This is a genomic window from Pseudomonas sp. AAC (assembly GCF_000725445.1).
Taxonomy (GTDB): Bacteria; Pseudomonadota; Gammaproteobacteria; order Pseudomonadales; family Pseudomonadaceae; genus Pseudomonas; species Pseudomonas citronellolis.
This window is the reverse complement of sequence record NZ_KL647096.1, coordinates 200242-219550: the sequence shown is the minus strand read 5'-3', so window position 1 is coordinate 219550 and position 19309 is coordinate 200242. Positions and strand designations below refer to the sequence as shown.

Here is a 19309-nt window from a genome sequence, read left to right as displayed (position 1 = left end):
CGCCGCGCACGACAGTCTTGAGCGAGAGGCGCGACATGCAGGCAACTGGCGTCTGGTCGTTGCAGCCGTTGGCCGACATGTCGGCGGCGGAGTTCCGCGACTGGCAGGCTCTGCTGGAAGAACGCACCGGCGTTGTAGTCAACGAACAACGCCGGACCTTCCTGCAGACCAGCCTGGGCGCGCGCATGCGCGAGCTGGGCATCGGCGACTACGCCAGCTACTACCGCCAGGTCACCGACGGCCCGCGGGGCGCAGTGGAGTGGTCGAACCTGCTGGACCGCCTGACCGTCCAGGAAACCCGCTTCTTCCGCCACCTTCCGTCCTTCGAGCTGCTCGCCGGCTACGTCCGCGAGCGCCTGCCGGCGCTGGGGCGGCCGCTGGCGCTGTGGAGCGTGGGTTGTTCCAGCGGCGAGGAGCCGTACTCGCTGGCCATGGTGGTCGCCGAGGCGCTGCGCGAGCTGGAACTGCCGTCGCTGTACGGGGTGAGCGGCACCGACATCAGCCTCAGCGCCCTGGGCAAGGCCCGCGAGGCGCTGTACCCGGCGCGCAAGCTGGCGGATGTCGAGGACGAACTGCGGCAACGCTATTTCCGGGAAGAGGCCGACGGCCGCTACCGGGTGCGACCCGAGCTGGCCGAGCGGGTGTGCTGTACGCGATTGAACGTGCTGGACCTGGGGCAGGCGCCCATGTCCGGCCTGGACGTGATCTTCTGTCAGAACCTGTTGATCTACTTCCGCCGCTGGCGGCGCCGGGACATCCTCAACCGCCTGGCCGAGCGCCTGGCGCCGGGTGGGCTGCTGGTGATAGGCGTTGGCGAGGTTGCCGAATGGCAGCACTCGGACCTGGTGCCGGTGGCCGACGAGCGGGTTCTGGCCTTTACCCGGAAGGGATGACACAGACACATGAGTGGAGTGGCTATGGGTGATCGGCACGATTATGTCGCCCTGGAATGGGTGAAAGGCGAGATCGCCGAGACCCTCAAGCAGGCGCGGCAGGCCCTGGAGGCGTTCGTCGAGAACCCGCAGGACCCCACGCGCATGGGTTTCTGCCTGGCCCACGTCCACCAGGTGCGGGGCACCCTGCAGATGGTGGAGTTCTATGGCGCCGCCCTGCTCGCCGAGGAAATGGAGCAGCTCACCCAGGCGCTGATCGACCAGCGCGTGCCCAGCCAGGGCGAGGCCCTGGAAGTGCTGATGCAGGCCATCCTGCAGTTGCCGGTGTACCTGGACCGTATCCAGAGCGCGCGCCGCGACCTGCCGATGGTGGTGCTGCCGCTGCTCAACGACCTGCGCGCCGCCCGCGGCGAGAAACTGCTCTCGGAAACCAGCCTGTTCGCCCCCGACCTGTCCGGCGGCAAGCCGCTGCTGCCCCACGACGCCCTGGCGCGCCTGCGCACCTCCGAGCTGCCGACGCTGCTGCGCAAGCTGCGGCAGATGCTGCAGGTGGCGCTGGTCGGGGTGATCCGCAACCAGGACCTGCCGACCAACCTGGGCTACATGGCGCGGGTCTTCGCCCGCCTCGAATCGCTGTGCAAGGAGGCCCCGCTGGGCCGCCTGTGGACCATCGCCTCGGCCATGGTCGAGGGCCTGGCCAACGGCAGCATCGCCAACGGCACCACGGTGCGCAACCTGCTGCGCCAGGTCGACCGCGAGTTCAAGCGCCTGGTCGAGGAGGGCGCCGACGGGATGAACCAGGCGGCGCCCGACGAACTGGTGAAGAACCTGCTGTTCTATGTGGCCAAGGCGTCCGACCAGTCGCCCAAGGTGCGCGAGGTCAAGGACGAGTACCGTCTCGACGAGGCGCTGCCCGGCGCCGCCGTGGTGGACGAGGAGCGCGCCCGCCTGGCCGGCCCGGACCGCGACGCCATGCGCTCGGTGGTCGGCGCCCTGTGCGAGGAACTGGTGCGGGTCAAGGACAGCCTCGACCTCTTCGTGCGCAGCGACCGCTCCTCGGTGGCGGACCTCCAGGCCCTGGTGACGCCGCTCAAGCAGATCGCCGACACCCTGGCGGTGCTCGGCTTCGGCCAGCCGCGCCGGGTGATCCTCGACCAGCTCGAAGTGGTCGGCGCCCTGGCCGACCGGCGCCGCGAGCCCAGCGACGCCACCCTGATGGACGTCGCCGGTGCGCTGCTCTACGTCGAGGCCACCCTGGCCGGTATGGCCGGGCCCAGCGAGGAACATGGCGACGAGGAGAGCCGCCTGCCGACCACCGACGTGGCGCAGATCCACCAGGTGGTGATCAAGGAGGCGCGCAACGGCCTGGAGCTGGCCAAGGACGCCATCATCGAGTTCATCGCCTCGCAGTGGAACCACGAGCACCTGGCGCGGGTGCCGGAACTGCTGACCCAGGTCCGCGGTGGCCTGGAAATGATCGACCAGGGGCGCGCGGCCCGACTGCTGGAGGCCTGCAACCGCTACATCCAGGAACAGCTGCTGGCGCGCCAGGCGGTGCCGGACTGGCACAGCCTGGACACCCTGGCCGACGCCATCACCGGCGTCGAGTACTACCTCGAACGCCTCTCCGAGGACCAGGGCAGCTCCGGCGAGCTGATCCTCGACGTCGCCGAGGAGAGCCTGGAGCAGCTGGGCTATCCGCTCAAGCCGCGGCCTTCCATCCTCGACACGCCGACGCCCGACGCCCCGGCGGACGAGGCGCTGGCGGAAATCGACCTGCTGGCGACCAGCGCCGCCGCCGACGTGCTGGCGGAACAGGGCGTCGTCGACGAGCTGCAGGCGCCGGACGACATAGTGCCCGAGGCCGCCCAGGCCTTCGCCGCCGAGCCCGGCTGGGAACCGGCCAATGCCGGCGATCTCGCCCAGCCCGGCGACGAGTTGGCCTGGGACCTGCCGGCCACCGAGGAAGCGGCGCCGATCCGCGAGGACGTCGAGGCGCCGTTGCTGGTCTCCGACGACAACTGGACCCTCGCCGAGCCCGAGACACCGGCGCTCGACGATGCCGGCGTCGACTTCAGCCTGGACGCGCCGCTGGAATCGCCCGCCGAGCCGGTGGAGCCGAGCTGGTCGCTGGACGAGAGCCTGTCCCTGGACGGCCTGGAGCCGCTGCCCGGCTCCGAAGTGGCGCCCGCAGCCCCGGGCCTGGCGGCCGCGGGCGATTCCTGGACCCTCGACGACCTGCCGGCCCTGGATGCCGCCGCGAGCCCCGCAGCCGCGGAAGGCGAAATCCATTGGACGCTGGACGAAGAAACCCCCTCCACCTCCGACACCTCGTGGAGCCTGGACGACCTGCCGGCCCTGGATGCCGGGGCCGAGCCGCAAACCAACCCGTCGGCGCCGGCCAGCGAACTCGAATGGGACCTGGCGTTCGACGCGCCGCAACCTGGCGATAGCGCACCGGCCCTGGGCGAATGGAGCCTGGAACCCCTCGCCGACGAGCCGCCGGCGAGCGACGAACTGCCCGCGCTGGAGCTGGATGCCCCGCTCGATGCGCCTGGGTCATCTCTGGAAGAACTGCCCGAGCTAGCGGCCCCGGACCTCGACGAGGCCCCGGCCAGCGAGCAGCCCAGTGCCGCGGACCAGGCCTGGGAGGACTTGGACATGGCCGCGCTGGACCTGCCCGAGGTCGAGCTGCCGTCACCGCCGGCCGAGCCCGAGGCCGAGCCGGAGGAGGCGAAACCGCTGTCCCTGGCCGAGGTGATGGCCACCCCGGCCCAGGCGATCAATCCGCCGGCCCGCGAGGTGCCGCCCAGCCTGCTGCCGCCGCCGGCCGACGAGGAACCGGTGGACGAGGAGCTGCGCGAGGTCTTCATCGAAGAGGCCGGCGAGGTCCTGGAAACCATCAACGAATACCTGCCGCGCTGGCAGGCCGACGTCGACGACCGCGAAGCGCTGACCGAGATCCGCCGCGCCTTCCACACCCTCAAGGGCAGTGGGCGCATGGTCCGGGCGCTGGTGGTCGGCGAACTGGCCTGGTCCATCGAGAACCTGCTCAACCGCGTGCTCGACCGCAGCATCGCGGCCAGCGCGCCGGTGCTGCAGGTGATCGGCGACGTGGTGGCGCTGATGCCGTCGCTGGTGGACGAGTTCGCCGCCAGCGCGCAGCGCCAGCGCGACGACGTCGACCAGCTCGCCGCCACCGCCCACGCCCTGGCCAAGGGCGAACCGGTGCCGCCGCCGGAAGGCGGGGAAACACCGGCGGTCGAAGAGGTGGCGCTGGAGCCGGCGGTCGAAGCCGCGGCCCTGGACGAAGGTCTCGACCCGCAGCTGCTGGAAATCTTCCGCAACGAGGCCGAAGCCCATCTGGAAACCCTCGGCGGCTTCCTCGCCGACTGCGACCGCGAGCTGCCCCAGCCGGTCACCGACGACCTGCAACGCGCCCTGCACACCCTCAAGGGCAGCGCGCACATGGCCGGCATCCTGCCGATCGCGGAAATCGCCACGCCGCTGGAGCGGCTGGTGAAGGAGTTCAAGACCAACCTGCTGCAGGTCGACCTGCGCGAGGCCGAGCTGCTGCGCGAGGCCGAGCGCCTGCTCAGGGTGGGTCTGCAACAACTGGACGCCGGCCGTCCGCTGGCGCACATCGACGGCGGCGACGAGTTGCTGCAGCGCATCGCCCAGGTCCAGCAGGAGCGCCTGGAGGCCGCGGAGGCCAAGCGTCGCGGCGAAAGCGGCGAGAGTGGCGGCGATCCGCAGATGCTCAGCCTGTTCCTCGCCGAGGGCATGAACATCCTGCTGGACGCCGAGGACCTGCTCGGCCGCTGGCGCGAACACCCCCACGAAGGCCAGGAGCTGGGCGCCCTGCACGAGGAGCTGGCGACACTGGCCAAGGGCGCGCAGCAGGCCGAGCTGCCGCAGATGGCCGAACTCTGCGAGGCGCTGCTGGCCGTCTACGGCGCGGTGCAACAGGGCCGGCTGGCGGTGAGCGACGACTTCTTCGGCGCCGCCGAAGACGCCCACGAGGCGTTGATCGGCATGATGGACCAGGTGGCCGCGGCGTTGCAGGTCAGCGCCTGCCCGCAACAGGTCGAGGCCCTGCAGCGCCTGCTCCAGGCGCCTGCGGTGGAGGCCGACGAGGCACCCGTGTCGGTGCAGGCGGAGGCCGACGGCGAGAGCGATCTCATCGACCTCGACCAGCTCACCGCCGACGATTTCCCGCTGGAGGACGAAGAGCTGCTGCTCGACCGCCCCACCGCGCCGGAAGACCTGCCCGAGGACCTGCAATGGTCGGCGGCGCCTCCGCCCGCAGAGGCGCAGGAGCCCACGCCGGTCGAGCCGGAAGACGTTCGCGCGGCCAACCCCGTGCAGACGCTGGACGAGGAAATGGTGGCGATCTTCCTCGAAGAGGCCGTGGACATCCTCGACAGCGCCGGCCAGGCCCTGGCGCAGTGGAGCCAGGCCCCGGAGACGCCGGCGCCGCTGTCCACCCTGCAGCGCGACCTGCACACCCTCAAGGGTGGCGCGCGCATGGCCGAGATCCGCGAGATCGGCGACCTGTCCCATGAACTGGAATCGCTCTACGAAGGTCTGCTCGACCAGCGCTTCCAGGCCGGCCCCGGCCTGGCCGGGCTGCTCCAGGCCTGCCACGACTGCCTGGCGCAGCAGCTCGACCAGTTGCAGGCCGGGCAGCCGCTGACCGACCCGGACGCCCTGATCCAGCGCATCCGCGCCTTCCGCCAGAACCCCGAGTCGGCCTTGACCGCCGCGCCGGCCGAGCCGCAGCCTGAACCCGAAGCCGAAGCCGAAGCCGAAGCCGAAGCCGAAGCCGAAGCCGAAGCCGAAGCCGAAGCCGAAGCCGAAGCCGAAGCCGAAGCCGAGCCGCTGGCGGACGAGCCGCCGCTGCCGATCGTCGACGAGAGCGAATCCGAGCCCGAGCCCGAGCAGGAGCCGGAGACCGAAGGCACGGCGCCCGAGGCGATCGACCCGGTGCTGGAGGAAATCGACCTCGCCACCTTCCTCCATGAGGCGGAAAGCGATCCCAGCGCCCAGGCCCTGGAGCAGTCCGACGACGTCGAGCCCGCGGCGGAACCGGCGTTCGAACCGCTGGAAGTGCACGACCAGGAGTTGGTGGACATCTTCCTCGAAGAAGGCTTCGACATCCTGGAAAGCGCGGCCGGCGCGCTGCAGCGCTGGATGGGCAACGTCGACAACGGCGTCGAGCTCGAAGCCCTGCAGCGTGACCTGCATACCCTCAAGGGCGGCGCGCGCATGGCCGAGATCCGCCCCATCGGCGACCTCGCCCACGAACTGGAATACCTCTACGAAGGCCTCTGCGGCGGGCGCCTACGCGCCAGCGACGGGCTCTTCGCCCTGCTCCAGCGCTGCCACGACCGCCTGGCGGAAATGCTCGAGGCGGTGCAGGGCCGGCGGCCGGTTCCCGAGGGCGAGTCGCTGATCGCGGCGATCCGCGAATTCCGCGCCAACCCCGACGAACAGTTGAGCATGCCCAGCAGCGTCAGCCTGCAGCCGCTGGTGCCGTCGCTGCTGGCCGGCGACGAGCCGGCGGCGGACATCATCGACATCTTCCTGGAAGAGGCCGACGACCTGCTCGAAGGCATGGAGCACGCCCTGGGCCGCTGGGACGCCGATGGCGACCACGGCGCCCTCGACGAGCTGCTGCGCATCCTCCACACCCTCAAGGGCGGTGCGCGGCTGGCCGGGCAGAACGCCCTCGGCGACCTCGCCCACGACCTCGAGGAACACCTCACCGAAGCCCAGCGCCAGGGCGCGCCCTGGCCGGACAGCCTGCTGCTCGACGTGCAGTCCGGCTTCGACGGCCTGCAGAACGAAGTGGACCACCTGCGCCAGCAGGTCGGCGAGGCCGATGCCGCCGCGGAAAGCGCCGCGGCCGTCACGCCGCCGCCCGCCAGCGAGCCGGCGCTGGTCGAGCCGCCGCTGCCGGTCCTGGCCGCCGGCGCCATCATGGCCGTCGCCGAGCCGCCGCGCAGCGAAGCGCCCAAGGTGCTGCCCTTCGTCCAGCGCGCCCAGGAGGCCGCGCAGCAGGCCGCCGCGCGGCGCGCCCCGCAGGAACTGGTGAAGGTCCCGGCGCCGCTGCTGGAGAATCTGGTCAACCTGGCCGGCGAAACCTCCATCTTCCGCGGCCGCGTCGAGCAACAGGTGAGCGACGTCGGCTCCACGCTCACGGAGATGGACGCCACCATCGAGCGGGTGCGCGACCAGTTGCGCCGCCTCGACACCGAGACCCAGGCGCAGATCCTCTCGCGCCACCAGGCCGACGCCGAGCGCGCCGGCTACGAAGACTTCGACCCGCTGGAGATGGACCGCTACTCGCAGCTGCAGCAGCTGTCCCGCGCGCTGTTCGAGTCCGCCTCCGACCTGTTCGACCTCAAGGAAACCCTGGCCGCGAAGAACCGCGACGCCGAGACCCTGCTGCTGCAGCAGGCGCGGGTCAACACCGAGCTGCAGGAAGGCCTGATGCGCACCCGCATGGTGCCCTTTGACCGCCTGGTGCCGCGCCTGCGGCGCATCGTCCGGCAGGTCGCCGGCGAACTGGGCAAGCAGGTGGAATTCATCGTCGGCAACGCCGAAGGGGAAATGGACCGCACCGTGCTGGAGCGCATAGTCGCGCCCCTGGAGCACATGCTGCGCAACGCCGTCGACCACGGCATAGAATCCGCCGACGCGCGCCGCGCCGCCGGCAAGCCGGAGGCCGGCAGCATCCGCCTGGAGCTGGGCCGCGAGGGGGGCGACATCCTCCTCAGCCTGGCCGACGACGGCGGCGGCATCCGCCTCGACGCGGTGCGCCGCAAGGCCGTCGAACGCGGCCTGATGGCGGCCGATGCCGAGCTTTCCGACCACGAGGTGCTGCAGTTCATCCTCGAGGCCGGCTTCAGCACCGCCGAGAAGCTCACGCAGATTTCCGGGCGTGGCGTCGGCCTGGACGTGGTCAACGCCGAGGTCAAGCAGCTCGGCGGTTCCATGAGCATCCACTCGGAGACGGGGCAGGGCACCCGCTTCGCCATCCGCCTGCCCTTCACCGTGTCGGTGAACCGCGCGCTCATGGTGCTTTCCGGCGAGGACCTGTACGCCGTGCCGCTGAACACCATCGAGGGCATCGTGCGCGTCTCGCCCTACGAGCTGGAGGCCCTCTACGAGGAGGGCGGCAGGCAGGGCCATGCGCCGCACTTCGAATATGCCGGGCAGGACTACGAGCTGAAATACCTGGGCGACCTGCTGAACAACGGCCAGCAGCCCAAGCTGGTGGGCCAGTCGTTGCCGTTGCCGGTGATCCTGGTGCGCTCCGCGGAACACGCGGTGGCGGTGCAGGTGGACGCCCTGGCCGGCTCCCGCGAGATCGTGGTGAAGAGCCTGGGCGCGCAGTTCGCCGGGGTCAGCGGCATCTCCGGGGCGACCATCCTCGGCGACGGCCGCGTGGTGGTGATCCTCGACCTGCTGGCGACCATCCGCGCCCGCCTGGCCAGCCTCGCCCTGCATGCCCAGCCGCGCCGCGCGCTGCCCAATGCGCCGCAGGCGGACAGCGAGCAGCAGCGCCCGACCCTGGTCATGGTGGTGGACGACTCGGTCACCGTGCGCAAGGTCACCAGCCGCCTGCTGGAACGCAACGGCATGAACGTGCTGACCGCCAAGGACGGGGTGGACGCCATTGCCCAGCTGCAGGAACACAAACCCGACATCATGCTGCTGGACATCGAGATGCCGCGCATGGACGGCTTCGAGGTGGCCACCCTGGTGCGCCACGACGAGCGCCTGAAGGACCTGCCGATCATCATGATCACCTCGCGCACCGGCGAGAAGCACCGCGAGCGGGCCCTGGCCATCGGCGTCAACCGCTACCTGGGCAAGCCCTACCAGGAGTCCGAGCTGCTCGACAGCATCCAGGCGCTGGTGACCGCCCATGCCTGAGCAGAGCGGCGCAAGGATCGCGATCATCGCCGACACCTCGCTGCAGCGCCACGTGCTGCAGCAGGCGCTGGCCGGGCATGGCTACCAGGTGGTGCTCAACGCCGACCCCGGGCGCCTGGACGAGGCCCAACTGGCCGCCTGCGAGACCGACCTGTGGCTGGTCGACCTGGCCCAGCAGGAGGACACGCCGCTGCTCGACAACCTGCTGGAGCAGGCCCAGGTGCCGGTGCTGTTCGGCGAGGGCCATGCCCCCGAGCGGCTCTCCGAACACTATCCGCGCTGGGAACGGCGCCTGGTGGGCAAGCTGCGGCGCCTGGTGGGCGACCCCAGTGCCAATGTCGGCCAGAGCCTGGAGGCGCTGCTGAGCGAGGCGCAGCGGCCCAACCGCATCGCCTTGCCCGACGACCTGGCGGCCTCGCCGCTGCAGGTGGGCGAGCCGGCGCGCCAGGTCTGGCTGCTGGCCGCATCCCTGGGCGGCCCGGCGGCGGTCAAGGCGTTCCTCGATGCGCTGCCGGGCGGCCTGCCGCTGGCCTTCCTCTATGCCCAGCACATCGCCCCGTCGTTCGAGCAGAGCCTGCCGCAGGCGGTGGGGCGGCATAGCCAGTGGCGCGTCAACCTCGCCCGCGACGCCGACTGGCTGCGCTGCGGCGAAGTGGTGGTGGTGCCGGTGCAGCACGAGCTGGGCTTTGCCGAGGATGGCCGCATGCGCCTGGGCCAGCGGGCCTGGCCGGAGCCCTACAGCCCGTCCATCGATCAGATGATGCTCAACCTCGCCCAGCAGTTCGGCAGCCGCTGCGGGGTGATAGTCTTCAGCGGCATGTGCAGCGACGGCAGCGCCGCGGCCGCCTATGTGCGCCGCCAGGGCGCCGAGATCTGGACGCAGCGCGCGGACGGCTGCGCCTGCTCGAGCATGCCCGACAGCCTGCGCGAGGGCGGCTACAGTACCTTCTCGGCCGATCCGCGCGAGCTCGCCGCGGCGCTGGTCGAACACCTGGCCGCGCAGTGTGCGGCCACTGGAGTGGAGTCATGAGTGATCTTTCCCTGCCGCAGGAAGCCCCTGTGAACGGCACCCCTGCCAACCTCGGCGCCGACGAGGCGCCCGCCAGCCTGACCGGGCTGCTGGTGCCCCTGGCCGACCGCACCCTGCTGCTGCCCAACGTGGCCGTGGCCGAACTGATCGCCTACCGCGCGCCCCAGGCGCAACCGGGCCTGCCGGCCTGGTACCTGGGCCAGGTGGCCTGGCGCGACCTGCGCCTGCCGCTGCTGTCCTTCGAGGCGGCTTCCGGCGGCGCGGCCCAGGTCGGCCCAGGGGCGCGGGTCATCATCCTCAACGCCCTGGGCGGACGGCCCCACGTGAAGTTCCTGGCGCTGCTGGCCCAGGGCATCCCGCGTTCGCTCAAGGTCGGTCCCGAGCTGCCTCGCGCCGAGGCCGAGCTGGCGCCGCTGGAACTGGCGGCGGTGAGCGTCGGCGACGACCTGGTGCGCATCCCCGACCTGGTGGCGCTGGAGCAGAAGCTCGCCGACGCCGGGCTGATCTGAGCCCCCGGCCATGGCGCTGCGTCACGCCTGGCTGGGCGATGGCTGCGAAGTGGCCAGCGCGGCGCTGAGCGGGCACCGCTTCGACAAGCACAGCCACGACGAATTCGTCATCAGCGCCAACCTCTGCGGCAGCGAGGACGTCTGGCTGGACGGCCGCAGCTTCCAGGCCGGCGCTGGCGACATCACCCTCTACAACCCGGGGCAGATCCAGGGCGGCGGCGCCGCCGACGGCCAGCCCTGGCGCTTCGTCAGCCTCTACCTGCCGGAAAGCGTGCTGGCCGCCAGCCTTGGCCTGCAGCGCCTGGCCTTCGAGCGGCCGCTGTTGGCGCATCCGCAACTGGCTGGGGAACTGGCCCGTGCGGTGGAACTGGCCCTTTCCGGCGATCCCTTCCTGCGCGAGCGCGGCGAGGAGCGCCTGACCCTGGTGCTGGCCGAGCTGGCGCGGCACGCGGGCACCCGTCCTCCGGCCACGGCAGCCCTTGGCCGGCGCCCGGTGGAGCGCCTGCAGGAACTGCTCGCCGCCAACCTTGCCGAACCGCTGAGCTTGGAGGCCATGGCGCAGCAGGTGCAGGTCTCCAGGTTCCACCTGCTGCGGGCCTTCAAGCAGCACACCGGGATGAGCCCGCGGCAGTGGGCCATGCAGCTGCGCACCCGGCGCGCGCTGGCGCTGCTGCGGGCAGGCGTCGCCGTGGGCGATGCCGCCCATGCCCTGGGTTTTGCCGACCAGAGCCACCTGGCCCGTCACTTCCGCAGCGCCTACGGCATCAGCCCCGGCCGCTACCAGCGCACGCTGCGCGGCTGAAGCGGCGCAATCCGGTTCAAGTTTTTCCGTCGCCGCCTGGCGAGAATGGGCGCATTTCCGCTTTCCGGAGTCCCGCCCCATGCTCGCCATCTTCCTTGCCGCCCTGCTGTTCGGCTTCGCCTTCAACATCTCGCCGGGGGCGGTGTTCAGCGAAACCCTGCGCCGTGGCCTGACCGGCGGCTTCCGCCCGGCGCTGCTGGTGCAGCTCGGTTCGTTGATCGGCGATGCGGTCTGGGCGCTGCTGGGGCTGACCGGCCTGGCCCTGCTGCTGGCCCACGAGCAGGTGCGCGTGCCCCTGACCCTGGCCTGCGCCGGCTACCTGGCCTGGCTCGGCATCCAGGGCCTGCGCGACGCCTGGCGCCCGCCGCTGGACGACCTGGAGGCGGCCACCAGCGCCGGCAACGCCTTCGCCTCCGGGGCGGCCATCTCGCTGTCCAACCCGAAGAACGTGGTCTACTGGGGCGCGCTGGGCAGCGCCCTGGCCGGCATCGTCGAAGGCGCCCCGAGCCAGGCGCAGTCGCTGGTGTTCTTCGCCGGCTTCATGCTCTCGTCGCTGATCTGGTGCTTCCTCTGCGCCGGCCTGGTGGACTGGCTGCGGCGCAACACCTCGCTGTTCTGGCACCGCGTCAGCTACGCCGGCTGCGGCCTGCTGCTGCTCGGCCTGGCCGGATTGGCGCTGCGCGGGCTTTGAGGGCGCGCGTCTGGCGCGCCAATCGCTACGGCGATGGGTATCGCTTCGCTCAACCCATCCTACGGGGCTTCGAACCCACCTGTAGGAGCGGATTCATCCGCGATCCGGCCGACGGGCCGGTTCCGGGATATCGCGGACGGAGTCCGCTCCTAGGCTGCGCCAACCGCGGCGTTCCCCTGTAGGAGCGCGCCCTGCGCGCGAACCGCGGGCATGGCCCGCCACGATGGGGCCGGGGAGGCACGGTCGCAGGACCTTGTCCGCGATAGCCGAGGGTTCCGGCGGCTACCTCAGAAATCGCCCCACAGCTGCTGCGCCACGCTCAGTGCCACCACCGGCGCGGTCTCGGTGCGCAGCACCCGCGGGCCCAGGCGGGCGGCGTGGAAGCCGGCGGCCCTGGCCTGTTCCACCTCGGCGTCGCTCAGGCCGCCTTCCGGGCCGATGAGGAAGGCCAGGCTGCCCGGGCGGGCGTGGCTGGCCAGGGGCTCGGCCACCGGGTGCAGCACCAGCTTGAGGTCCGCTTCGGTGGCCTGCAGCCATTCGGCGAGGCTGACGGGGGCGTCTATCTGCGGCAGCACCGAGCGGCCGCATTGTTCGCAGGCGCTGATGGCGATCTGGCGCCAGTGGGCGGTGCGCTTGTCGGCGCGTTCGTCCTTCAGGCGCACTTCGCAGCGTTCGCTGACGATCGGGGTGATCCGCGCGGCGCCCAGTTCGGTGGCCTTCTGGATCGCCCAGTCCATGCGCTCGCCGCGCGACAGGCCCTGGCCCAGGTGCAGGCGCAGCGGCGACTCGGCCAGGCCGGCGAAGCTTTCGCGCAGCTCCACGCGCACGTTCTTCTTGCCCACCTCCACCAGTTCGCCGAGGAATTCCTGGCCGGAACCGTCGAACAACTGCACGGCATCGCCGGCGGCATGCCGCAGCACGCGGCCGATGTAATGGGCCTGGGCCTCGGGCAGCTCGTGCTGGCCGAGGGAGAGGGGGGCGTCGATGAAGAAGCGGGAAAGGCGCATAGGGGCTGGAAGCTGGAGGCTGGAAGCCGGAAGTCTACCCGCGGTGCGCTTCCGGCTTCCAGCTTCAGGCTTTCAGCTTTTTGGGCTAGCCCGGATCCCGATGATCCGGGTACAACCCGCTGACCGCCACGCTCACCGAGTCCCGGCAGGCGATGTCGATGCCTTCGCTGGCCACTTCGGCGAGGAAGTCGATTTCCTCCGGGGTGATCACGTAGGGCGGCAGGAAGTACACCACGTTGCCCAGCGGGCGCAGCATGGCGCCGCGTTCCAGGGCGTGCTGGTAGACCTTCAGGCCGCGGCGCTCCTGCCAGGGGTAGGCCGCGCGGCTGGTCTTGTCCTGGACCATCTCGATGGCCAGGGCCATGCCGGTCTGGCGGACCTCGGCCACGTGGGGATGGTCGGCCAGGTGCGCGGTGGCCGAGGCCATGCGCGCGGCCAGGGCCTTGTTGGCCTCGATCACGTTGTCCTGCTCGAAGATGTCGAGGGTCGCCAGGGCCGCGGTGCAGGCCAGCGGGTTGCCGGTGTAGGTGTGCGAATGCAGGAAGGCGCGCAGGGTGGCGTAGTCGTCGTAGAAGGCCTGGTAGACCTTGTCGGTGGTCAGCACCGCGGCCATCGGCAGATAGCCGCCGGTCAACGCCTTGGACAGCACCAGGAAGTCCGGGGTGATGCCGGCCTGCTCGCAGGCGAACATGCTGCCGGTGCGGCCGAAGCCGACGGCGATCTCGTCGTGGATCAGGTGCACGCCGTAGCGGTCGCAGGCTTCGCGCAGCAGCTCGAGGTACACCGGGTGGTACATGCGCATGCCGCCGGCCCCCTGGATCAGCGGCTCGACGATGACAGCGGCGACTTCCCGGTGATGCTGTTCCAGGGTGCGCTCCATGTGCTCGAACATGGTCCGCGAATGGGCTTCCCAGCTCTCGCCCTCGGCGCGCAGGTAGCAGTCCGGGCTGGGCACCTTGAGGGTGTCGAGCAGCAGCGACTTGTAGGTTTCGGTGAACAGCGCCACGTCGCCCACCGACATCGCCGCCACGGTCTCGCCGTGGTAGCTGTTGGTCAGGGTGACGAAACGCTTCTTCGCCGGCTGGCCGCAGTTCTGCCAGTAGTGGTAGCTCATCTTCAGCGCCACCTCGATGCCCGAGGAGCCGTTGTCGGCGTAGAACACCCGCGACAGCCCCTCGGGCGTGAGGCGCACCAGGCGCTCGGACAGCTCGACCACCGGCGCATGGGTGAAGCCGGCGAGGATCACGTGCTCCAGTTGGTCGACCTGGTCCTTGATGCGCTGGTTGATGCGCGGGTTGGCGTGGCCGAAGACGTTCACCCACCAGGAGCTGACCGCGTCCAGGTAGCGCTTGCCCTCGAAGTCCTCCAGCCACACACCCTTGCCGCGGCGGATGGGGATGACCGGCAGGCGCTCGTGGTCTTTCATCTGGGTGCAGGGGTGCCAGAGCACCTCCAGGTCGCGCTGCATCCACTCGGCGTTCAGGCCCATGGAAGGTCTCCTCTTGAAGTCGTCGGGCAAGCCTATGCAATGGGACATGGACGGACAAGGCGCGCGCCGCGACACACGGCAGAGGGTGGCATCTGGCCGGCCACTGGGCGCTGGCGTATGCTGCGCGCCTTCGCACCAAGTTGGGGGATGCACGATGAAGATTCGATGGCTGCGCGCGGCCTCGCTGCTGGCGCTGGCGGCGTTCAGCGCGTTCGCGCTGGGCAAGGACAAACAGCCGACCGCGATCGTGGTCGGCGGGGGGCTGGCCGGTCTCAGCGCCGCCTATGAACTGCAGCAGTCGGGCTGGCAGGTCACCCTGCTGGAGGCCAAGCCGCAGATCGGCGGGCGCTCGGGCCTGGCCACCAGCGAATGGCTGGGCAACGCCAAGGCCCAGCCGACCCTCAACGGCTACCTGGACACCCTCAAGCTGAAAGCGGTGCCGGCGCCGGAATTCGTGCGTACCCCCAGCTACCTGATCGACGGCGTCTACTACAGCTCCGCCGACCTGAAGCAGAAGATGCCCGCCGTGGCCGCCGACCTGGAGCGCTTCGAGAAGTCGCTGAACGATCTCTCGGCGTCCATCGACGACCCGCTCGACCCGCTGGCCAACAAGACTCTGTTCGCCCTCGACCAGCTCAACGTCGCCCGCTGGCTGGACAAGCTGAACCTGTCGCCGACCGCGCGCCTGCTGGTCAACCAGCGCATCCGCTCGCACTACGACGAGCCCTCGCGCCTATCGCTGCTGTACCTCGCCCAGCAGGGCCGGGTGTACCGCAACGTCGACGACCGCGACCTGCGCGCCGCGCGCCTGCCGGGCGGCAGCCAGGTGCTGGCCCAGGCCTTCGTCAAGCAGTTGAAGACCATCAAGACCAACGCCCGCGTCAGCGCCATCGTGCAGGACAAGGACGGCGTCACCGTCAAGGCAGGCAGCACCGGCTACAGCGCCGACTACGCGGTGCTCGCCGTGCCGCTGCGCGCCCTGGCCCAGATCCAGCTGACCCCGGGGCTCAACGCCAGGCAGCAGGAAGCGCTGAAGAACACCAACTACGGCTGGCGCGACCAGATCCTGCTGAAGTTCAAGCGCCCGGTGTGGGACGACAAGTCGCGCCTGTCCGGCGAGATCTACAGCGACCAGGGCCTGGGCATGATCTGGGTCGAGCCCGCGCTCAAGGGCGGCGCCAACGTGCTGATCAACCTCTCCGGCGACAATGCCCGGGTACTGCAGGCCTTCGGCGACCGGCAGATGGTCGACCAGGTGCTGATCCGCATGAACAAGTACTACCCGAAGATGCGCGGCGCCTATTCCGGCTACGAAATGCGCCGCTACAGCACCGACGTCAGCACCGGCGGCTCCTACCTGGCCTACGGCCCGGGGCAGATCAGCCGCTTCTGGCGCGCCTGGGAACAGCCGCTGCCGCGCGTCGCCTTCGCCGGCGAGCACACCGACGCGCTCTACCCGGGCACCATCGAGGGCGCCCTGCGCAGCGGCAAGCGCGCCGCCGCGCAACTGCGCGACCTGGCCGACGGCAAGAACGTCAGCATCCCCGCGCCGGCCAAGGCCAGCGAAGCGCCGGCGGCGCCGGCCGCGGGCGAGGGCAAGAAGAAGGGCGCGTTCTCCTGGTTCACCGACATGTTCTGAGCCGCGGCTCCCGCCACTGCCTGTGAAAAAGGGGCGCCTTCCAGCGCCCCTTTTTCTTTGGCGGCGAATAATTCCCGCGCCCGGGGTGTTATCTCGAAAGAGGCACAGAAGGCTCTGGAATGCTCGTTAGCCAGCGAAGCTATCTTGTGAATCGATGTTTCAAAGCAGTAATTTCCACTTTTATCCGATCGTTTTGCCGCTAGTCTTGATGCTCCGGCTTTATCAGGAAACCTTTCGATGCAATGGCGTAATTCGCCCTCCCGTTACGGTCTGGTCAGTCTCTTCCTGCACTGGGGCAGCGCCCTGGTGGTCTTCGGCCTGTTCGGCCTGGGCCTGTGGATGCGCGAGCTGGACTACTACGACACCTGGTATCACCGCGCCCCGGAAATCCACAAGAGCATCGGCATCCTGCTGGCCATCGCCCTGATCGTGCGCATCGCCTGGCGCTTCCTCAGCCCGCCGCCGCCGGCCCCGGCCAACCATGGCGCGCTGACGCGCAAGGCCAGCAAGCTCGGCCACCTGGCGCTGTACGGGCTGCTGATCGCGGTGATCGTCGCCGGTTACCTGATTTCCACCGCCGAGGGCAAACCCATCAGCGTGTTCGGCTGGTTCGACGTGCCGGCGACCCTGAGCGGGCTGCCCGAGCAGGCCGACACCGCCGGCGCCATCCACCTGTACCTGGCCTGGGCCCTGGTGGTCTTCGCCGTACTGCACGCCCTGGCGGCGCTCAAACACCATTTCCTCGACCGCGATGCGACCCTCACGCGCATGCTCGGCCGTTCCACGGATTGACCCCACCTAGCACCATATGGAGATCACCATGCTGAAGAAGACCTTCGCCGCCCTGGCCCTGGGTACCGCCCTGTTCAGCGCCGGCCAGGCCATGGCCGCCGACTACAAGATCGACAAGGAAGGCCAGCACGCCTTCATCGAGTTCCGCATCAAGCACCTGGGCTACAGCTGGCTGTACGGCCGCTTCGACGACTTCGACGGCGCCTTCACCTTCGACGAGAAGAACCCGGCCGCCGACAAGGTCAAGGTGACCATCAACACCAACAGCGTGAACACCAACCACGCCGAACGTGACAAGCACCTGCGCAGCGGCGACTTCCTCAACGTCTCGAAGAACCCCACCGCGACCTTCGAGTCCACCGGCGTCAAGGCCGACGGCAAGAACGCCGAGATCACCGGCAACCTGACCCTCAACGGCGTGACCAAGCCGGTCACCATCAAGGCCGAGCTGGTCGGCCAGGGCGACGATCCGTGGGGCGGCTACCGCGCCGGCTTCCTCGGCACCACCACCCTGAAGCTGAAGGACTTCAACATCCAGCGCGACCTCGGCCCGGCTTCCCAGGAAGTCGAGCTGACGCTGTCGGTAGAGGGTGTGCGTCAATAAGACGCGGTTGCAGCGAAACGCCGGCGCAAGCCGGCGTTTTCGTTACTGCGGCAGCTCTTCCTGGGCGTCCAGGCAGCGTTGCAGCAGGTGCGCCATGCAGCGCTGCTCCTCGGCATCCAGTGGTGCAAAGAGCCTGTCATGGGTGCATGCGAGAATCGCCTGGGCCTGGGCATGGACGACCTTGCCGGCCTCGGTGAGGAACAGCTGGAAGCTGCGCTGGTCCCCCGGGTTGCGCTCGCGGCGGACCAGGCCGCGGCTCTCCATCTCGCGGACCTTGCGGGTGATCAGCGCCTTGTCGCGGCACATCTGCCGGCCGACGTCCTGCAGGTTGATGAGGCCCTCGGCCTCGGCGATCAGCTCCAGCAGACGGATGTCCGGCGGCGCCAGGTCGATGCCCTGGGCGAGCAGGCCCATCTGCAGCTGGTTGCGCAGATGCTCGAAGAGCGCCATCAGGTTCTCTGGCAGGTCGGGATTCACGGGACGGGTCATGGCCTGGACGGGGTAAACGGAATGTAAAGCCGATTGATCGGCCGATTCATTTTCCTTATTTTAGTTGACGCTATCAACTTTATGACAAGCCGCTCACGCCGAATGGGAATCGTCTGAAGCGCCCGCCATGGGCTAAAACGTTTCAGGTGGTTACCGACAAGGCTTTCGGTCGTTTACAAACAAACCTGAATGTAAGTATTTTGCCAGCCTTTCCGGCCCGGCTGCCGCCGTGGTGCCGGATGCTTTCGCTTACGAGGACAACGATATGCAACGAACGCCAGCCAAGCGCGCCCTGGTTCCGGCCCTGCTCGTCGCCATGGCTACCCTTGCCGGTTGCGGCAAGAACGAGGCCCCGCAGCAGGCGCAGACCCCCGAGGTCGGCGTGGTGACCCTGCAGGCCCAGACGGTGCCGCTGAGCACCGAGCTGCCCGGCCGCACCACGGCGTTCCGGGTGGCCGAAGTCCGGCCGCAGGTCAACGGCATCATTCTCAAGCGCCTGTTCAAGGAAGGCAGCGACGTCAAGGAAGGCCAGCAGCTGTACCAGATCGACCCGGCCACCTACGAAGCCACCTACCAGAGCGCCAAGGCCAACCTGATGTCCACCCAGCAGCAGGCCGAGCGCTACAAGCTGCTGGTGGCCGACGAGGCGGTGAGCAAGCAGCAGTACGCCGATGCCCAGGCCGCCGCGCTGCAGGCCAAGGCCGCCGTCGACCAGGCGCAGATCAACCTGCGCTACACCAAGGTGCTGTCGCCCATTTCCGGGCGCATCGGCCGTTCGGCGGTGACCGAGGGCGCGCTGGTGACCAACGGCCAGGCCACCGCCATGGCCACGGTGCAGCAACTGGACCCCATCTACGTCGACGTCACCCAGCCCTCCACTTCGCTGCTGCGCATGCGCCGCGAGCTGGCCGCCGGCAACCTGCAGAAGGCCGGCGACAACGCGGCCAAGGTCAAGCTGTTCCTCGAGGACGGTTCGGCCTACCCGCTGGAAGGCAGGCTGGAGTTCTCCGAGGTCTCGGTGGACCAGGGCACCGGCTCGGTGACCATCCGCGCGGTGTTCCCCAACCCCAGGCATGAGCTGCTGCCGGGCATGTTCGTGCATGCCGTGCTGCAGGAAGGGGTGAAGGACAAGGCCATCCTCGCGCCCCAGCAGGGCGTCACCCGCGACCTGCGCGGCCAGCCCACCGCCCTGGTGCTGGGCGCCGACGACAAGGTCGAGCTGCGCAACATCAAGACCGACCGCACCGTCGGCGCCTACTGGCTGGTCACCGAGGGCCTGAAGCCCGGCGACCGCCTGATCACCGAAGGCCTGCAGTACGTCCAGCCCGGCGCCAAGGCCAAGGCCGTGCCGGCGAAGAACGTCGCCCCCGCGCCTGAGGCCGGCAAACCCGCCGCCTCGGACAGCCAGGGTTAACCAAGG

The 19309-nt window shown here is 69.7% G+C and carries 13 protein-coding genes; 10 read left to right on the top strand and 3 right to left on the bottom strand.

Annotated features, from left to right (window positions below; translation table 11 throughout):
• Nucleotides 1-35: 35 nt before the first annotated feature.
• From FG99_RS10790 to FG99_RS10765, 6 genes are all read left to right on the top strand, one after another.
• Nucleotides 36-893 (top strand): protein-glutamate O-methyltransferase, encoded by an 858-nt coding sequence (locus FG99_RS10790; protein ID WP_043269483.1) that lies wholly within the window; start codon nucleotides 36-38, stop codon nucleotides 891-893.
• A 24-nt stretch (nucleotides 894-917) separates the two neighbouring features.
• The gene (locus tag FG99_RS10785; RefSeq protein ID WP_043269481.1) at nucleotides 918-8837 is read left to right on the top strand and encodes a hybrid sensor histidine kinase/response regulator; all 7920 of its coding nucleotides are present in this window, start codon (nucleotides 918-920) and stop codon (nucleotides 8835-8837) included.
• A complete protein-coding gene (locus FG99_RS10780) occupies nucleotides 8830-9867 on the top strand; it encodes a chemotaxis protein CheB (RefSeq protein ID WP_009615262.1) in 1038 nt (345 codons plus the stop codon). Before FG99_RS10785 ends, FG99_RS10780 begins: the two co-directional genes overlap by 8 nt.
• Nucleotides 9864-10376 (top strand): chemotaxis protein CheW, encoded by a 513-nt coding sequence (locus tag FG99_RS10775; protein ID WP_009615263.1) that lies wholly within the window; start codon nucleotides 9864-9866, stop codon nucleotides 10374-10376. Before FG99_RS10780 ends, FG99_RS10775 begins: the two co-directional genes overlap by 4 nt.
• Nucleotides 10377-10386: 10 nt before the next feature.
• Nucleotides 10387-11178: an AraC family transcriptional regulator gene (locus tag FG99_RS10770; protein WP_043269479.1), complete on the top strand. Its 792-nt coding sequence runs from the start codon at nucleotides 10387-10389 to the stop codon at nucleotides 11176-11178.
• Nucleotides 11179-11257: 79 nt separating this feature from the next.
• Nucleotides 11258-11869, top strand: a complete 612-nt coding sequence (locus FG99_RS10765; RefSeq protein ID WP_043269477.1) for a LysE family translocator — start codon at nucleotides 11258-11260, stop codon at nucleotides 11867-11869.
• A gap of 287 nt (nucleotides 11870-12156) precedes the next feature.
• On the opposite strand, the gene FG99_RS10760 is transcribed toward FG99_RS10765, so the two are convergent.
• Both FG99_RS10760 and FG99_RS10755 read right to left on the bottom strand, forming a co-directional pair.
• Nucleotides 12157-12876 carry a 16S rRNA (uracil(1498)-N(3))-methyltransferase gene (locus FG99_RS10760; protein ID WP_043269475.1) on the bottom strand — a complete coding sequence of 240 codons (720 nt, stop codon included), beginning with the start codon at nucleotides 12874-12876 and terminating at the stop codon, nucleotides 12157-12159.
• Nucleotides 12877-12961: 85 nt separating this feature from the next.
• A complete protein-coding gene (locus tag FG99_RS10755; RefSeq protein WP_043269473.1) occupies nucleotides 12962-14365 on the bottom strand; it encodes an adenosylmethionine--8-amino-7-oxononanoate transaminase in 1404 nt (467 codons plus the stop codon).
• A gap of 154 nt (nucleotides 14366-14519) precedes the next feature.
• Between FG99_RS10755 and FG99_RS10750 the strand changes: the two genes are divergently transcribed.
• From FG99_RS10750 to FG99_RS10740, 3 genes are all read left to right on the top strand, one after another.
• Nucleotides 14520-16004, top strand: coding sequence for a flavin monoamine oxidase family protein (locus FG99_RS10750; protein ID WP_043269471.1), 1485 nt, complete (start codon nucleotides 14520-14522; stop codon nucleotides 16002-16004).
• 237 nt (nucleotides 16005-16241) lie between these two features.
• A complete protein-coding gene (locus FG99_RS10745) occupies nucleotides 16242-16796 on the top strand; it encodes a cytochrome b (RefSeq protein WP_009615275.1) in 555 nt (184 codons plus the stop codon).
• Between the two features lie 28 nt (nucleotides 16797-16824).
• The gene (locus FG99_RS10740; RefSeq protein WP_009615277.1) at nucleotides 16825-17400 is read left to right on the top strand and encodes a YceI family protein; all 576 of its coding nucleotides are present in this window, start codon (nucleotides 16825-16827) and stop codon (nucleotides 17398-17400) included.
• Between the two features lie 42 nt (nucleotides 17401-17442).
• Here FG99_RS10740 and FG99_RS10735 read toward each other — a convergent pair whose 3' ends face one another.
• Complete coding sequence (locus FG99_RS10735; RefSeq protein ID WP_009615279.1) at nucleotides 17443-17889, bottom strand: MarR family transcriptional regulator; 447 nt, start codon at nucleotides 17887-17889, stop codon at nucleotides 17443-17445.
• Nucleotides 17890-18154: 265 nt separating this feature from the next.
• Between FG99_RS10735 and mexA the strand changes: the two genes are divergently transcribed.
• On the top strand, nucleotides 18155-19303 hold the full coding sequence (gene mexA, locus FG99_RS10730; protein ID WP_009615280.1) for a multidrug efflux RND transporter periplasmic adaptor subunit MexA: 1149 nt from the start codon (nucleotides 18155-18157) through the stop codon (nucleotides 19301-19303).
• Nucleotides 19304-19309: the final 6 nt, after the last annotated feature.

What these genes read in the sequence shown, in the direction of transcription:
- FG99_RS10775 (WP_009615263.1), top strand. Translation starts at nt 9,864, where the DNA reads ATGAGTGATCTTTCCCTGCCGCAGGAAGCCCCTGTGAACGGCACCCCT.
- FG99_RS10735 (WP_009615279.1), bottom strand. Translation starts at nt 17,889, where the DNA reads ATGACCCGTCCCGTGAATCCCGACCTGCCAGAGAACCTGATGGCGCTC.
- FG99_RS10760 (WP_043269475.1), bottom strand. Translation starts at nt 12,876, where the DNA reads ATGCGCCTTTCCCGCTTCTTCATCGACGCCCCCCTCTCCCTCGGCCAG.
- FG99_RS10745 (WP_009615275.1), top strand. Translation starts at nt 16,242, where the DNA reads ATGCAATGGCGTAATTCGCCCTCCCGTTACGGTCTGGTCAGTCTCTTC.
- FG99_RS10785 (WP_043269481.1), top strand. Translation starts at nt 918, where the DNA reads ATGGGTGATCGGCACGATTATGTCGCCCTGGAATGGGTGAAAGGCGAG.
- FG99_RS10750 (WP_043269471.1), top strand. Translation starts at nt 14,520, where the DNA reads ATGAAGATTCGATGGCTGCGCGCGGCCTCGCTGCTGGCGCTGGCGGCG.
- mexA (WP_009615280.1), top strand. Translation starts at nt 18,155, where the DNA reads ATGCAACGAACGCCAGCCAAGCGCGCCCTGGTTCCGGCCCTGCTCGTC.
- FG99_RS10740 (WP_009615277.1), top strand. Translation starts at nt 16,825, where the DNA reads ATGCTGAAGAAGACCTTCGCCGCCCTGGCCCTGGGTACCGCCCTGTTC.
- FG99_RS10765 (WP_043269477.1), top strand. Translation starts at nt 11,258, where the DNA reads ATGCTCGCCATCTTCCTTGCCGCCCTGCTGTTCGGCTTCGCCTTCAAC.
- FG99_RS10790 (WP_043269483.1), top strand. Translation starts at nt 36, where the DNA reads ATGCAGGCAACTGGCGTCTGGTCGTTGCAGCCGTTGGCCGACATGTCG.
- FG99_RS10755 (WP_043269473.1), bottom strand. Translation starts at nt 14,365, where the DNA reads ATGGGCCTGAACGCCGAGTGGATGCAGCGCGACCTGGAGGTGCTCTGG.
- FG99_RS10770 (WP_043269479.1), top strand. Translation starts at nt 10,387, where the DNA reads ATGGCGCTGCGTCACGCCTGGCTGGGCGATGGCTGCGAAGTGGCCAGC.
- FG99_RS10780 (WP_009615262.1), top strand. Translation starts at nt 8,830, where the DNA reads ATGCCTGAGCAGAGCGGCGCAAGGATCGCGATCATCGCCGACACCTCG.